Origin of the sequence: Gordonia rubripertincta (assembly GCF_038024875.1) — a bacterium.
In the GTDB taxonomy this organism is placed as follows: Bacteria; Actinomycetota; Actinomycetes; order Mycobacteriales; family Mycobacteriaceae; genus Gordonia; species Gordonia rubripertincta.
Genome location: NZ_CP136136.1, coordinates 1,540,898 through 1,554,740 on the forward strand (window position 1 = coordinate 1,540,898; position 13,843 = coordinate 1,554,740).

The 13,843-nt window shown below is 68.0% G+C and carries 10 protein-coding genes and 2 pseudogenes; 7 read left to right on the forward strand and 5 right to left on the reverse strand.

Translation table 11 applies throughout. The features are described from left to right. Window positions 1–48: 48 nt before the first annotated feature. Window positions 49–1,537, forward strand: a pseudogene (locus RVF83_RS06955) (SpoIID/LytB domain-containing protein). On the opposite strand, the gene RVF83_RS06960 reads toward RVF83_RS06955, so the two are convergent. The 5 genes from RVF83_RS06960 to RVF83_RS06980 form a co-directional block, all read right to left on the reverse strand. After that, window positions 1,534–2,220, reverse strand: coding sequence for a GAF and ANTAR domain-containing protein (locus RVF83_RS06960; protein ID WP_005199243.1), 687 nt, complete (start codon window positions 2,218–2,220; stop codon window positions 1,534–1,536). The pseudogene RVF83_RS06955 and the gene RVF83_RS06960 overlap by 4 nt on opposite strands. 113 nt (window positions 2,221–2,333) lie before the next feature. Further along, a complete protein-coding gene (locus RVF83_RS06965; RefSeq protein WP_005199242.1) occupies window positions 2,334–2,939 on the reverse strand; it encodes a class I SAM-dependent DNA methyltransferase in 606 nt (201 codons plus the stop codon). Next, window positions 2,936–3,718: a PIG-L deacetylase family protein gene (locus tag RVF83_RS06970; RefSeq protein WP_005199241.1), complete on the reverse strand. Its 783-nt coding sequence runs from the start codon at window positions 3,716–3,718 to the stop codon at window positions 2,936–2,938. The genes RVF83_RS06965 and RVF83_RS06970 overlap by 4 nt, the downstream gene beginning before the upstream one ends. After that, on the reverse strand, window positions 3,715–4,677 hold the full coding sequence (locus tag RVF83_RS06975) for an acyl-CoA dehydrogenase family protein (RefSeq protein ID WP_005199239.1): 963 nt from the start codon (window positions 4,675–4,677) through the stop codon (window positions 3,715–3,717). Before RVF83_RS06975 ends, RVF83_RS06970 begins: the two co-directional genes overlap by 4 nt. After that, window positions 4,674–5,390 carry a glycosyltransferase gene (locus RVF83_RS06980; RefSeq protein ID WP_005199238.1) on the reverse strand — a complete coding sequence of 239 codons (717 nt, stop codon included), beginning with the start codon at window positions 5,388–5,390 and terminating at the stop codon, window positions 4,674–4,676. The genes RVF83_RS06975 and RVF83_RS06980 overlap by 4 nt, the downstream gene beginning before the upstream one ends. A gap of 155 nt (window positions 5,391–5,545) precedes the next feature. On the opposite strand from RVF83_RS06980, the gene glf reads away from it, so the two are divergent. From glf to RVF83_RS07010, 6 genes and pseudogenes are all read left to right on the forward strand, one after another. Continuing rightward, window positions 5,546–6,754: a UDP-galactopyranose mutase gene (gene glf, locus RVF83_RS06985; protein ID WP_005199236.1), complete on the forward strand. Its 1,209-nt coding sequence runs from the start codon at window positions 5,546–5,548 to the stop codon at window positions 6,752–6,754. Next, window positions 6,755–8,698, forward strand: a complete 1,944-nt coding sequence (locus RVF83_RS06990; protein ID WP_005199234.1) for a glycosyltransferase — start codon at window positions 6,755–6,757, stop codon at window positions 8,696–8,698. Beyond that, window positions 8,679–9,437, forward strand: coding sequence for a phosphatase PAP2 family protein (locus RVF83_RS06995; RefSeq protein WP_005199232.1), 759 nt, complete (start codon window positions 8,679–8,681; stop codon window positions 9,435–9,437). The genes RVF83_RS06990 and RVF83_RS06995 overlap by 20 nt, the downstream gene beginning before the upstream one ends. Continuing rightward, window positions 9,434–10,357, forward strand: a complete 924-nt coding sequence (locus RVF83_RS07000) for a decaprenyl-phosphate phosphoribosyltransferase (RefSeq protein ID WP_005199231.1) — start codon at window positions 9,434–9,436, stop codon at window positions 10,355–10,357. Before RVF83_RS06995 ends, RVF83_RS07000 begins: the two co-directional genes overlap by 4 nt. Continuing rightward, window positions 10,344–12,442 (forward strand): annotated as a pseudogene (gene zomB, locus RVF83_RS07005) (flagellar motor control protein ZomB). The gene RVF83_RS07000 and the pseudogene zomB overlap by 14 nt, the downstream one beginning before the upstream one ends. A gap of 393 nt (window positions 12,443–12,835) precedes the next feature. Continuing rightward, entirely contained in the window at window positions 12,836–13,825 is a 990-nt protein-coding gene (locus tag RVF83_RS07010; RefSeq protein ID WP_005199229.1) for an alpha/beta hydrolase, read from the forward strand. The last annotated feature ends 18 nt before the right edge of the window (window positions 13,826–13,843 follow it).

The window sequence follows — 13,843 nt, forward strand, 5'->3', positions numbered from 1 at the left end:
CCGGGGAGGCCGGCGACCGGCTCCCGGCCCGCACGGACTCGCGGAAGGTTGCTGACCTGGGCGGCGGCCGGGCTCGCGCCCGCACTGCTGGCCGGAGGACTCGTCGCTGCGAGTTCAACGGAATCGACCCCCGGGGTCGAGCTTTCGGTCGGGTCGACGGTGACGCTGATCGGACACGGTCATGGCCACGGCCGCGGAATGGGGCAATGGGGTGCGTACGGCTACGCCCGTAAGGGCTGGTCGGCACAGCAGATCCTGCGTCACTTCTACGGTGGAACCACCGCGGGGAAGGTGGACAGGCCCGAGATCATCGTGGCCCTCACGGGCCAGAACTCGGTGAATGTGCATGCGGACGCCGGAATGCGCGTCGGAGGTCAGACGGTGGCTCCCGGACAGGCGGTCAGCTTGTCCGGGGGCACCGCCACCATCCGCAGCGGCTGCGGCGGTGGCGTGATCCGCTCCGTCCCGGCCACTTTCGTCGAACCGCTGAGCATGGCGCCGAACCGGCCCGCGGCCGAGTTCCTCAAGTTCTGTGGTTCCGAGAAGGCCTACCGAGGCGCACTCGGCCTCGAAGGTGGACGCGTGGTCAACCGCATCCACATCGACGACTACGTCAAGGGCGTCATCCCGCGCGAGAGCCTTCCCGCCTGGGCCGACTCCGGCGGCGCGGCGGCACTGCAGGCTCAGGCCGTCGCCGCCCGCACCTACGCACTCGCCGCGATCGCCGGCGGCAAGAAGATCGACGACACCCCAGAACTCCCAGGTGTACGGCGGCGTGTCCGGCGAGGATCGTCGGACCAATGTGGCGGCCGACGCGACCGCAGGCCAGATCCTGCTGCAGAACGGCCAGCCCGCGTTCACCGAGTTCTCCGCCTCGACGGGTGGCTTCTCGGCCGGCGGCCGATTCCCGGCCGTGCCCGACGAAGGTGACACGGTCTCGCCCAATCACAACTGGACCGTGACCATTTCCGCCGGCACCATCGGCTCGGCGTTCGGTGTGGGTGCGCTCCGCAGCTTCGAGGTCGTCGAGGCCAACGGCCTCGGTGCCGAACACGGTCGCGCGATCAAGGTCCGCGCCGTGGGTTCCGGCGGAACCTCCGAGGTCTCCGGCGAGGAAGCCCGCACCAAGCTCAAGCTGAAGTCCTCGTGGTTCACCGTGCAGGGCCAACCGGCGCCGCGGATCGTCAAGCCGCCCACGGGCCCGTCCGGACCCTCGCTGGGTCTCGACTTCGGTAGCTTCGGGCAGTTCGTCGACCAGATCATCCCCGGCGGGGCGAAGTTCCTGGAGATCGCCTCATCGGCCATGGACGGCAAGTTCGCCGACCTCGGCGGGCTCTCCGGTCCGCTCGGCGAGGCGATGGGCCTCCCGTCGCTGACCCCCGACGCCGCCGGCGTCACGCAGGTCTACGAGAAGGGGATGATGTTCTTCACCCCTGCCACGGGACCGCGGGTCCTGGTCGGCAAGAGTCTCGCGGAGTTCCAGGAACGCGGCGGCATCCCGGCGCTGGGGTTTCCGAGGGAAGACGGGCTCGGTTAGGAGGTCTCCGGACCGGCCACGACGATCTGCGCAGCGACATCGACCAGCTTGGTGTTGGTGTCCTGCGACAGTCTGGCGAGCAACGCGAACGCCTCGGTGGCGTCGAGCTTGTAGCGCTCCATGATCATGCCCTTGGCCTGACCGATGATGTCGCGTGAGCTGAGCGCCGCCCGGAGCTGCTGCTTCTCCCGGATGGCACCGAACGCGGTCGCGGCGTGCGCGGCGAACAGCTCGCCGAGCTGTCGCGCCTCGGTCGGGAACGCGTGGGGACGGGTGCTGTGCAGGTTCAGCGCGCCGAAGTCGTCGCCGTCGATGTACAGGAAGAAGCAGGCCATCGAGCGGATGCCGATATCGGCGGCGGCTGCGGCGAACCGCGGCCAGCGTTCGTCGGCGTGCATGTCGTCGATCCACACCGTCACGTCGTTGACCGCGGCGCGGATGCACGGACCCTCGCCGAGTTTGCGCTGCAGTTCGTCGGCCTCGCCGCCCAGGTCGCCGATGATGACGGGGGTCTCGACGACGCCGTCCGACACAAGCGTCACCGATGCGTATTCCGCACCCGGGATGGCGTCGACCGCGTACTTCGTCATCGACCGCACGGCGGCCTCGGTGTCGTCGCTCTGTTTACGTATCTCGCCGGCGATGCGCGTCATCTGCGCTCCGAAATCCGACAATTGGGTCACTCCTGCCTCCTTGGGAGACCGCGTTTCGCGCATCTCAGCCGGCACACGACAGCTGAGCGCAGGAAACGAAACACTCGTTTGTCGATAATCCATTATGCCGGATCGTATAACCCTTACGAATCAACGAGCCCCTCTCGTTGCGCAACCGACCGTTCAGGTGACAAATGGAGAACATCCAAGCGGAAATCGGTGTCGGAGTAGGACGTCGAGGTCACCATCGGAGATTCGGACAGGGCTGTGTGGACGTCGTCGCCGGACTGCGGATACTCGTCGACGGGCCACCGCCAGTGGACGGCGACGACCTCCCCGCCCGGGGCCAGTGCCGCGGGTAGACGGGCGATCAGGTCGATGAGTGAATCCGCGTCCAGGTAGTAGAGCACCTCGCTGAGAACGACCAGATCGAAGGGTTGCGACGGCCAGTCGGCCGCGATGTCGCCGACCCGGACGTCGACGTGGGCGTGCCCGGCGAGCCGTTGCCGGGCGAGGTCGACGGCCCGTGGGCTGACATCGGTGGACAAGAGCCGATCGCACCGCGGGGCCAGCCCCTCGCTGAGCACCCCGATCGAGCATCCGGGCTCGAAGGCCGACCGGTATCGCGGCTTGGTCAGCGCCGCGAGTGTGAGTGCGTACTTGCGCTGTTCGTACCACCGCGAGGCAAAGCCCCACGGATCGTCGCTCGCCGCGTACATCTCGTGAAAGTAGCTGTCGGGCAATCTCATACGAACACAAACTCTCGATCACGGAGCAGTCTGGCCAGGATGTGCGGACCCAGGACGACGGCGTCCTCGGGAGCGTCCGAGAGGGGATTGACCTGGGTGCCGAATGCCTCGACCGCGGCACGTTTGCGTGTGAGCGCCTCGTCGTCGAGGTCGAAGGTCTGCACCCGGTGCCACGGGACGGTCGGATCGTCGGGAAGTGCCCAGTGCCACATCCAGATCGGGTACATCCACAGCGGAACGCCGAGCCCGTCGCCGACACGCTGGGCGCAGCGACCCACGGTCTCGTGGTCGGGGTGGCCGTCGTGCGCCCACACGGCCAGCAGCCCGGTGGTGACGTCCGGCTTCTCGGCGAGAACCCGGGACACGATCACCTCGATCTCCTCCTCGTGCTCGGCGAGGCCGCCGTCGGGGAGGCCGCACCATCGTGACGGGGCCAGGCCCAACTGTGCTGTCGCCGAGTTGAGTTCATCGCGTCGACGGTCGGCCAGCTGTTCCGGGGTGAGGGTCGGCGAACCAGGGTGCGACGCCGCTCCGTCGGACAGGCACACCGTCACCACGTCGATCCCGCGGTGCGCGGCCGCCGCGAGCAGAGCGCCGACCCCGAGCACCTCGTCGTCGGGATGCGCGGACAGCACGACGAGGCGCTCGACCGACAGATCCACGCCCGGCCACCGACCTCGCTCGGCGAACCAGCGCTGCCACTCCGGTTCCGGGGTTCCGTTCTCGGTGACCGGCGTCGCCGCGAAACGTTCCGACATGCTGTCGACATCTGGGCTCATGACTTCTCCTTCGCCGGATCATCGTGGGGACCGGGGATGCGCCCGTCGACGAGAGACCCGAGAACCGCGAGGTCGGCGTCGGCGTGTGACTGCCGGATGTAGACGGTGAGGTCGGCGACCGCCTGCGCGTGATCGGGGTCGGCGACCAGCGGCCCGGGGCCGAGCGCCCGGCCGACCCGATCGACGACGGCGGTGGCGAGCTGTTCGATCGACCATCGCAGGGCGAACGCCTCGCGCTGCGCGCGCGCGGTGGGATCGGCGTCGATGTGCCGGGCGGCGGCCTCGATCGCGGCCCATCCGGCTGCGAGCAGTGCATCCACCGCACCGGCGTGCATCCGCAGGAGCGGGTCGTCGGAGCGGCCCACCGCGCGGTACAGCGGGCGGGCGACTCGCCGCGCCCCGCCGAACCAGCACGCCGCCACACCCATCCCGCCGTGCCAGAAGCCGGGACGATCCAGGTACGCCGTGACCGCCCCGACTGCGGTGGCGGGAACCGCATCGAAGGTGACGGTCCCGGTGTCGGTGTCCCGCATGCCGGTGGCGTGCCAGGACGAGAGGTCGGCGGACACGCCCGGTTGCCTCAGGTCGACCGCGAACAGGCGGTTGCCGTCGGCGGTCGCGGCCGTGACGAGCGCATGGGTGCACGCCCCCGCGCCCGAACACCATTCCTTGACGCCGTCGAGCTCGAAACCGTTCGCGACCGGCCGGGCATCGACCCGCGTCCCGGGCGGTTGAGCGGCCCAGACACCCCAGAACTCGCCGGGACGGACCGCGCCGCCGATGATCTCGCCGAGGATGGCGTCGGCGTCGGCGTGCGCCTCGACGAGCCGCCCGGTGCTGATGTCTTCGGAGCAGAGGCGGGTGAGCGTGGCGAAGCGCTCGAGGGTTGCGCCGGCGCCGGGCCGAGGCAGGCCGAATCCTGCGGAGCCCACGATCGTGCGGGCCGCTTCGGCGCTCATCGGATCGTCCCGGGAGTCTGGTCGGCGAGTTCTCGCAGGTAGGACGCGAAACCGTCGGCGGTCCGGCCCACCCGCCGCGTCGACGTACGTACCGGGGCGTCCGCGCCCCACTCGATCGGCACGTCGGCCTCCTCGAGCCGCCGGACGAGGTCGACGTCCTCGTGAGCGTCGAGATCCCGGAATCCGCCCGCAGTGGCATAGGCGGTCGCTCGTACGCCCAGGTTGGCGCCGTGCACGTGACGGTGGCCGGGCCGGGCGTCGTAGCGGGCGTCGAACATCGTCCCGGTTCCCGGTGGCCATCCGTCGAAGCCGTCAGGAGTGACGATGCCCACGAACGCGTCGGCTCCGGAGTCCGCGGCCTCGACGTGGGTGACCAGCCAGTCGGGCGGCACCGTCGAGTCGGCATCGGTCGTCGCGAACCAGGTGGTGTCGGCCGGCGTCGGTGATGCCGCGGCGAAGCCCGCCCGCCGCGCGGTACCGACGCACCGCGCGGTCACGTGGACCGTCGTCATATGGTCGGGGACGGCGCCGGCGGAGTCGTCGTCGCAGGAGTCGAGCACCACGATCACCTGCACCGACGGTCGGACGACGGCGAGCGCGGCGTCGAGCGCGGCCAGGCAGGAGGGGAGCAGGGTCTGCTCGTTGTGGGCGGGCACGACGACCACGATGTCCGTGATGGCGGCGGCCGCCGCGGGAGGTGGCGAGGCGGCCACAGGTGCCGACAACTCAGGCGATGACGTCACGGTGCCCCGAACTACTCGAGAAGCAGAGGAACCGGCCCGATGTCTGCAGACCGACGATCGAACATTACCCGGCGACCACCGTGGCTCGGAGAATCCTCAGGACGGGTCCGTTACCCTGAGGACCCGTGGCAACCAGTAGCAGCTATGACCTGATCGTCGTCGGCTCCGGATTCTTCGGTCTCACCGTCGCCGAGCGGGCGGCCACCCAGTTGGGCAAGCGGGTCCTCGTGATCGAACGGCGCAACCATCTCGGTGGCAACGCCTATTCCGAGGCCGAGCCGACGACCGGGATCGAGGTCCACAAGTACGGCGCCCACCTGTTCCACACCTCCAACGACCGGGTGTGGGAGTACGTGAACCAGTTCACCGACTTCACGAACTACCAGCACCGCGTGTTCGCGTTGCACAACGGGCAGGCCTACCAGTTCCCGATGGGCCTCGGCCTCATCAGCCAGTTCTTCGGTCGCTACTTCTCGCCCGACGAGGCGCGAAAGCTGATCGCCGAGCAGGCCGGTGAGATCGACACCGCCGACGCCAAGAACCTCGAGGAGAAGGCGATCAGCCTCATCGGTCGGCCGCTCTACGAGGCGTTCATCAAGCACTACACCGCCAAGCAGTGGCAGACCGATCCCACCGAGCTGCCCGCCGGCAACATCACCCGCCTCCCGGTCCGCTACACCTTCGACAACCGGTACTTCAACGACAAATACGAGGGCCTGCCGGTCGACGGGTACACCGCCTGGCTGGAGAACATGGCCGCCGACGAGCGCATCGAGGTGCGCCTGTCGACCGACTGGTTCGCCGTCCGCGACGAGCTGCGTGAGCAGAACCCCGACGCGCCGGTCGTCTACACCGGCCCGCTGGACCGCTACTTCGAGTACTCCGCCGGCCGACTCGGTTGGCGCACACTCGATTTCGAGACCGAGGTGCTCGACACCGGGGACTTCCAGGGCACCCCGGTGATGAACTACAACGACGCCGACGTGCCGTTTACGCGTATCCACGAGTTCCGTCACTTCCATCCGGAACGGGACTCCTACCCCGCGGACAAGACCGTCATCATGCGCGAGTTCAGCCGCTTCGCCGACGACGACGACGAGCCGTACTACCCGATCAACACCGCCGACGACCGCGCCAAGCTGTCGGCCTACCGCGAACTCGCCCGCACCGAGACCGCCAGTGCGAACGTGCTGTTCGGCGGTCGCCTCGGTACCTACCAGTACCTCGACATGCACATGGCGATCGCCAGCGCGCTCACCATGTTCGACAACACCCTGGCGCCGCATCTGCGTGACGGTGCGCCGCTGGTGTCCGACCCCGCAGGAGCCGAATAGATGACGGTGACCCCCGTGAACCAGTCCGAGATCCCCGACGCGGGCATCGGGCCGTCGAAGGCGAAATCCCTTCTGCAGCGCGTGATCTTTCCGCGCGCGGGTGAGCCGCTCGACGTGCGGTCGCTGTACCTGCTCGAGTCGGACTCCAACAACCGGCGGGCACATGCACCGAGCCGGACCTCGGTGCTTCTCGGCGGCGAATCCGAGGTCAGCTTCGAGACCTACTTCAACGCCTTCGCGGCCGCCTACTGGCGTCGCTGGAGCATCCTGGACTCGGTGGTGCTGCGCATCGAGGTGATCGGCACCGCCCGGGTCGACCTGTACCGCTCCAAGATCGACGGCTCGCGCATCGGTATCGGCGGCGACCTCATCGCCACCGACGAACACGGCCGCGGCGTGGTCGAGTTCGAGCTCGACCTCGGACCGTTCGAGGACGGCGGCTGGATCTGGTTCGACATCACCACCGACACCGACACCGAGATCGTCTCCGCCGGTTGGTATTCGCCGATCGACGCGCCTACCTCCGACGCCGACACCAAGCGCGTGACCGTCGGCATCCCGACCTTCAACCGCCCCACCGACGCGGTCAACGCTCTCGCCGCCCTGACCTCCGACCCGATGGTCGACGAGGTCATCGACGCGGTCATCATGCCCGACCAGGGCACCAAGAAGGTCGTCGACGAACCCGGATACACCGAGGCCGCAACGGCTCTCGGCGACCGGCTGCACATCTTCGACCAGGGCAACCTCGGCGGTTCGGGCGGCTACGCCCGCATCATGTACGAGGCGCTGCGACTCACCGATTCGCCCTACATCCTCTACATGGACGACGACATCGCCATCGAGCCGGACTCGATCCTGCGCGCGCTGGCCATGTCGCGATTCGCCAAGTCCCCCATGCTCGTCGGCGGTCAGATGCTCAACCTGCAGGACCGCAGCCACCTGCACTGCATGGGTGAGGTCATTCGCCGCGACACCTTCATGTGGACCGCGGCGCCGTTCGTCGAATACGACCACAACTTCTCCGAGTACCCGCTGCGGGACCGGGAGAACTCGAAGAACCTGCACCGCCGGATCGACGTCGAGGGCAACGGCTGGTGGATGTGCATGATCCCCCGCGAATGCGCCGAGACCGTCGGCCTGCCGATGCCGCTGTTCATCAAATGGGACGACTGGGAATTCGCGCTGCGCGCGGCCAAGGCCGGCTATCCGACGGCCACCGTCCCGGGCATCGCGATCTGGCACATGGCGTGGAGCGACAAGGACGACGCCATCGACTGGCAGGCGTACTTCCATCTGCGCAACCGGCTCGTCGTCGCATCCATCCACCACGACGGACCGATCAAGGGCATCCTCCGGTCGATGACCAAGGCGACCGCGAAACATCTTCTCTGTCTTGAGTACTCGACGGTCGCCATTCAGAACGAGGCGATCCGGGACTTCCTCGCCGGTCCCGACCACATCCGCAGCCTCCTGCCGACCGCGCTGCCGAAGGTCGCGGCGATCCGCAAGGAGTACCCGGATGCGGTCGTGCTGCCGTCGGCCACCGAGCTGCCCCGGACCTCCGGTGAGGCAACCCATCTGGGCACCTCGATCCCGCTGAACCCGATCAGCAAGGTCAAGGCGCTGGCCGCTGCCGTCGTCAACAACGCCCGGCCCGCCGACCCTCGCCATCACGAGGTCCCGCAGGCGAACTACCCGCCGATCGAGGCGCGCTGGTTCTCGCTCGGCCGCGTCGACGGTGTCACCGTCACCACGGCCGACGGTCGGGGAGTGGTGTACCGGCAGCGTGACCGCGAGAAGATGATCGCGCTCGCTCGTGAGCATTTCGCCCTGATCAAGGAACTCCAGGACAAGTTCGGCGACATGAAGCAGCAGTACCGCGCCGCACATCGTGAGTTGACCAGTAAGGAGAGCTGGGCGGGTGTCTTCGGAATCGAGTAGTTCTGACATACAGGTCGAGGAGTCGACGAAGCTCCCGGCCGACGACGCCCCCAGACCCCTCGCCGGGGAGGAGAAGATCCTCGTCGCCATCCAGACGGGCATCGGTTCGCGTCCCGGTGTGCGGTCGGCGGCGCGCGGGCTGTCGCATTTCGGCGAGCACGCCCTGGGCTGGCTGGCCATCTCCGGTGCCGGCTGGACGCTGGCGCGTGCCCGCGGCGACGTGCGCTCCCAGCAGTTGTGGATCGAAGCCGGTGTGGGCGCCTTCGGCGCGCATGCGGCCTCGGTGATCATCAAGCGAATCGTGCGCCGGCCCCGGCCGGCGCATCCGGCCATCGACATCGGGGTGTCCACGCCGAGCAAGCTGAGCTTCCCGTCGTCGCACGCCACCTCGACCACGGCAGCGGCGATCCTCATCGGCCGGGCAGCCGGCTGGGACGCGAAGGTGCTGCCCGCGGCACTGGTGCCGCCGATGCTCCTGTCGCGTCTTGTACTCGGCGTTCACTATCCGACAGACGTCACCGCGGGTGCCGCGATCGGTGCCGCGAGCGCAGCGGCCGTCATCGCGGGCGATAAGGTGCTGCTCGAACCCACCCGGAATGCTCCGGCCTCAGGACGTGCCCGCCGCGCGGCGCGCGCCCTGACCCGGCTCGGCCTCACGGCCGCGGTGCCCGGCGGGCCGCTGCGACTCGCCGCGTCCCCCGTCATCGCACGGGTGACACGACACAGGGAGAGTGCATGAGCGAGGAGCCGATCGAGCACGGGAAGGTCGCCGGGCCCCCGAAGAACCTGGCCACCGGGCTGATCAAGGCGATCCGTCCGCGGCAGTGGGTGAAGAACGTCCTGGTGCTCGCCGCACCGCTGGCCGCCGGCAACATCACCGACGCCTCGGTGCTGGCCTCCGCCGGCATCGCCTTCGTCGCGTTCTGCCTCGCCGCGTCGAGCATCTACCTGGTCAACGACGCGATGGACGTCGAGTCCGACCGTAATCACCCGACCAAGCGGTTCCGTCCCATCGCCGCGGGCGTGGTCCCGGTGCCGCTGGCCTACGGCCTCGCCGCGGTGCTGCTGGCCGCCTCGATCGGGATCTCGTTCCTCGCGAACTGGCAGACCGCGGTCGTCATCGCGATCTACCTGATCATCCAGCTCGGCTACTGCTTCGGCCTCAAGAACCAGGCCGTCATCGACATTTGCATCGTGTCGTCGGGCTTCCTGCTGCGCGCGATCGCCGGTGGCGTCGCGGCCGAGATCGTGCTGTCGCAGTGGTTCTTGCTCGTCATGGCCTTCGGTTCGCTGTTCATGGCCGCCGGCAAGCGGTACGCCGAGCTGCAGCTCGCCGAGCGCACCGGCGCCAAGATCCGCAAGGCGCTGCAGTACTACACCACGACCTACCTGCGATTCGTCTGGACGCTGTCGGCCACGGCCGTGGTGGTCTTCTACGGACTCTGGGCGTTCGACAAGGGCGCCGAAAACCATGACACGAACGTCGCCTACGCGATCTCGATGGTGCCGTTCACTGTCGCGATCCTGCGTTATGCGGTCGATGTCGACGGTGGCGCCGCAGGTGAGCCCGAGGAGATCGCCCTCGGCGACCGCATTCTGCAGCTGCTGGCCGTGGCCTGGTTAGTATGCGTGGGTGTCGCGGTCTATGCAGTCAATTGACGGTCTGCAATCCACCGACGGTGTCGGTACCGATGCCGTCGACGACCCCGAGGTAAAGGGCCCTCGCGCGACGGGCGTGCCCGTGGTCGACAAGGCTCGTCGGCGTCTCGCGGCGGCCAGTTTCCTGATCGGCGCCGTCGCCGTCAGCACGTTCTTCGCCGTCGGCGCCTGGCAGCGCCGGTGGATCGCCGACGACGGTCTGATCGTGCTGCGCACGCTGCGGAACCTCTTCGCCGGCAACGGGCCGGTGTTCAACGCGGGCGAACGCGTCGAGGCGAACACCTCGACCGCCTGGACCTATCTGCTGTGGTTCTGGGCGTGGGTCACCGATGGCCAGCTCGAGTACGTCGCCCTCTGGGGTGGCCCTGGTGTGCTCGGTCGCCGCGATCCCGATCGCCATGTACGGCAGCGCACGTCTCTACGGCAACCGCCTCGGCGGCCTCACCGGTGACGGTTGGACGCTGCTGCTCCCGTTCGGTGCCATCATCTATATCGCCCTCCCGCCGGCCCGCGACTTCGCGACGAGCGGTCTGGAGAACGGCCTCTGCATCTTCTGGGCCGCAGTCCTGTGGTGTCAGCTCGTCGCCTGGGCCCGACGCGGTCCGCAGACGACGCGTCGAGCGTCGGCGGCAACGCTCGCGCTCGCATTCACCGCAGGTCTCGCACCCCTGGTCCGGCCCGAACTCACCGTGTTCGGCGGACTGGTGCTCCTGCTGGTCTTCTTCGCGCCGCTCGGCTGGAAGATGCGCCTCGGCGTGGCCGTGGTCGCCGGAGCCCTGCCGGTGGGCTATCAGATCTTCCGGATGGGGTACTACGCCCTGCTGGTCCCCAACCCGGCGGTCGCCAAGGACGCCAGCGGCGCCAAGTGGGAGCAGGGTTTCGCCTACCTCACCAACCTGTTCGGTCCGTACGTGCTCCTGCTGCCGGTCGTGATGGCCGTCGTCGCCGGCGTGATCCTCGTCGTCGGGGCGCGTCTGCGCCGCGATGCCGGCACGACCACCGCGGACCCGGCCACCGTCGACCCCGGCCGCTCCCGTCTGGGCGCGCTGTCGGCCCGGCTCCAGTCGTCGACGGCCGTGGTGTCCGTGGTCGTCGTGGCCGGTCTCATCCTGATCGTCTACTGGATGCGTCAGGGTGGCGACTTCATGCACGGCCGCGTGCTGCTCGTGCCGCTGTTCGTCACGCTGCTCCCGCTCATGGTCGTACCGCTGACGGTTCCCGCGCATCTGGGGTGCCGCCTTCGGTCGGCGTCGTGCCGCGCAGGAGTCGGTCATCGACGACGAGCCCGAGCCCGTCGAGGTGTCGCCGGCCGAACGTCGCCGGACCCGCGTCGGACTGGCCGGTGCGGTCGCCATGGCCGGCCTGTGGATCACGGTCCTGGTCTGGGGGATCAGCACCCACGCGAACGTGCTGCCCAACGCCGGCATCGACATCGGCCGCAGCGGCATCGTCGACGAGCGTCGCTTCTACGTGACGAACATGGGCAACGAGAACCCGGTGACCGCCGAGGACTATCTCGCCTACCCGCGCATGAGCGCGATGGTCGAGAAGATCGACAAGTATCGCGAGGAGGGCGGCGTCATCCTGCCGTCGTTCAACTACGACGAGTGGTACGTCGCGCAGTTGCCCGCGGTGATGCCCAAGGGGGCCGAGCGTCAGGTGACGGTCTACTTCCTCAATCTCGGTATGACGAGCATGAACGCGCCGCTCGACGTGCGCGTCATCGACCAGATGGGTCTGGCGTATCCGCTCGCGGCACACACCGAGCGACTCGAGGACGGCCGCATCGGGCACGACAAGATCCTGCCCAGCGAATGGGTTGTCGCCGAGGCCGGGGCCTATCCGCGCAAGCCGGTTCTGCCGGGGTACCTCGACGAGGACCTCGTCCGCCAGGCGCAGGTGGCCCTGCAGTGCCCCGAGACCAAGGACCGGTTCGCATCCTTCGAGGGAGAGTGGTCGTTCAGCCGCTTCAAGCACAATCTGAAGCAGGCGTTCACGTTCAACAGCTATCGGATCCAGCGGGAGCCGGAGTACGAGATCGCCCGGTGCGGACTCGAGATGCCGCCGCCCGTGAACCCGGAGTAGAGGGCCGGGCGGTACGCGGGTGTGCGCGACCGTGGCACACGAACCCAAGCAAATGCACAGAAAACCCGTACTCTGCACTGAGGACTTGCCCCAGAACATCTCGGATCGGTAACGTCCCGGCTTCAGAGGCCGATAATCCGATCGTGACCGAGCTGTCCTGGAGTATCGGGGCAGGCTCGGTGGCGGGGTTGTGATCGCGATCACAAGGTTTGTCAGGTTCGGGGGCATCGAATAGGCTCGCCGACGGCGAATCGCATGCGAGATCGGCTCGGAAACCATCGTCGCGCCGCGCACGCGCGGGGACGAGAGATGTGAGACGCACAAGAACCGGTCGGGTTCCGCGGGAGGTAGGACCTCCGGCGATCCGATCGGCCGAAGAGGGAGATTCTGTACATGCGTGAAGCTGCCACTCAGGCGAACAAGCCTGCGCGCGGCCGGATGGGGAACCGGCTGATCGCCGCACTCGTCGCCGTGCTGACAGTTGTGGGTCTGACCGGCGTGGTCGCCGGACAGGCCACCGCCCGCATCGGCGGAACGCAGATCGGCAAGCAGGAGTTCTTCATCAACGGCTGCGGAATGCCCGATGTGAAGGTCCGCGCCTGGAAGAAGCCGGGCAACTACAAGACCGTCATCCTGCTCGACGGCATGCGCGCCCAGTACGACTACAACGGCTGGGAGATCAACACCAACGTCCAGGAGATGGTGAAGTCCGGCGTCAACGTCGTCGAGCCCATCGGTGGACCGGCCAGCTTCTACACCGACTGGGACGCACCCAGTAACTTCAACGGCCAGAAGTACCGGTACCGCTGGAATTGCGCCATCACCAAGTCGCTGGTCGGCGCCCTCGACAAGCGCGGCTTCCGCGTCGGCCCGTCGAAGCGTTACGCGATCATGGGTCTGTCGATGGGCGGTAACGCCGCTCTCGTCATCGGTGCGCAGAACCGCCAGCACTTCGACCGTGCCGGCTCGCTGTCGGGCTACAACTTCCTGAGCGCCCCCGGCATGCGCACCGCGCTGCGCCTGGCGATGTTCGATGTCGATCCCAAGCCGTGGAACATCGACGCGATGTGGGGTCCGCCGTGGAGCATCCGCTGGTTCCAGAACGATCCTTTCTGGAACATCGGCAACATGCGCGGCATGAAGATCTTCGTGGGCTCGGGCAACGGTCTCTTCGGCAAGTACAACGCGCTGCCCAACGTCTTCGACGACCTGTTCAAGGGATCGACGCTGGAGCTGCTGGCGTTCACCCAGTCGAAGGCCTTCGAGGCTGCCGCGTTCGTCCAGGGCGTGCCGCTCATGACGTACTACGCCAACGGCACCCACGCCTGGGGTTACTGGCAGGACATGGTCTGGAACGCCAAGAACCGCGGCTTCTTCCGTTGATCGGCAACAGACCGGCCT

Coding starts and splice junctions, on each gene's coding strand:
- RVF83_RS06965 (WP_005199242.1), bottom strand. CDS start 2,939: ATGAGATTGCCCGACAGCTACTTTCACGAGATGTACGCGGCGAGCGAC.
- RVF83_RS06970 (WP_005199241.1), bottom strand. CDS start 3,718: ATGAGCCCAGATGTCGACAGCATGTCGGAACGTTTCGCGGCGACGCCG.
- RVF83_RS06975 (WP_005199239.1), bottom strand. CDS start 4,677: ATGAGCGCCGAAGCGGCCCGCACGATCGTGGGCTCCGCAGGATTCGGC.
- RVF83_RS06990 (WP_005199234.1), top strand. CDS start 6,755: ATGACGGTGACCCCCGTGAACCAGTCCGAGATCCCCGACGCGGGCATC.
- RVF83_RS07000 (WP_005199231.1), top strand. CDS start 9,434: ATGAGCGAGGAGCCGATCGAGCACGGGAAGGTCGCCGGGCCCCCGAAG.
- RVF83_RS07010 (WP_005199229.1), top strand. CDS start 12,836: ATGCGTGAAGCTGCCACTCAGGCGAACAAGCCTGCGCGCGGCCGGATG.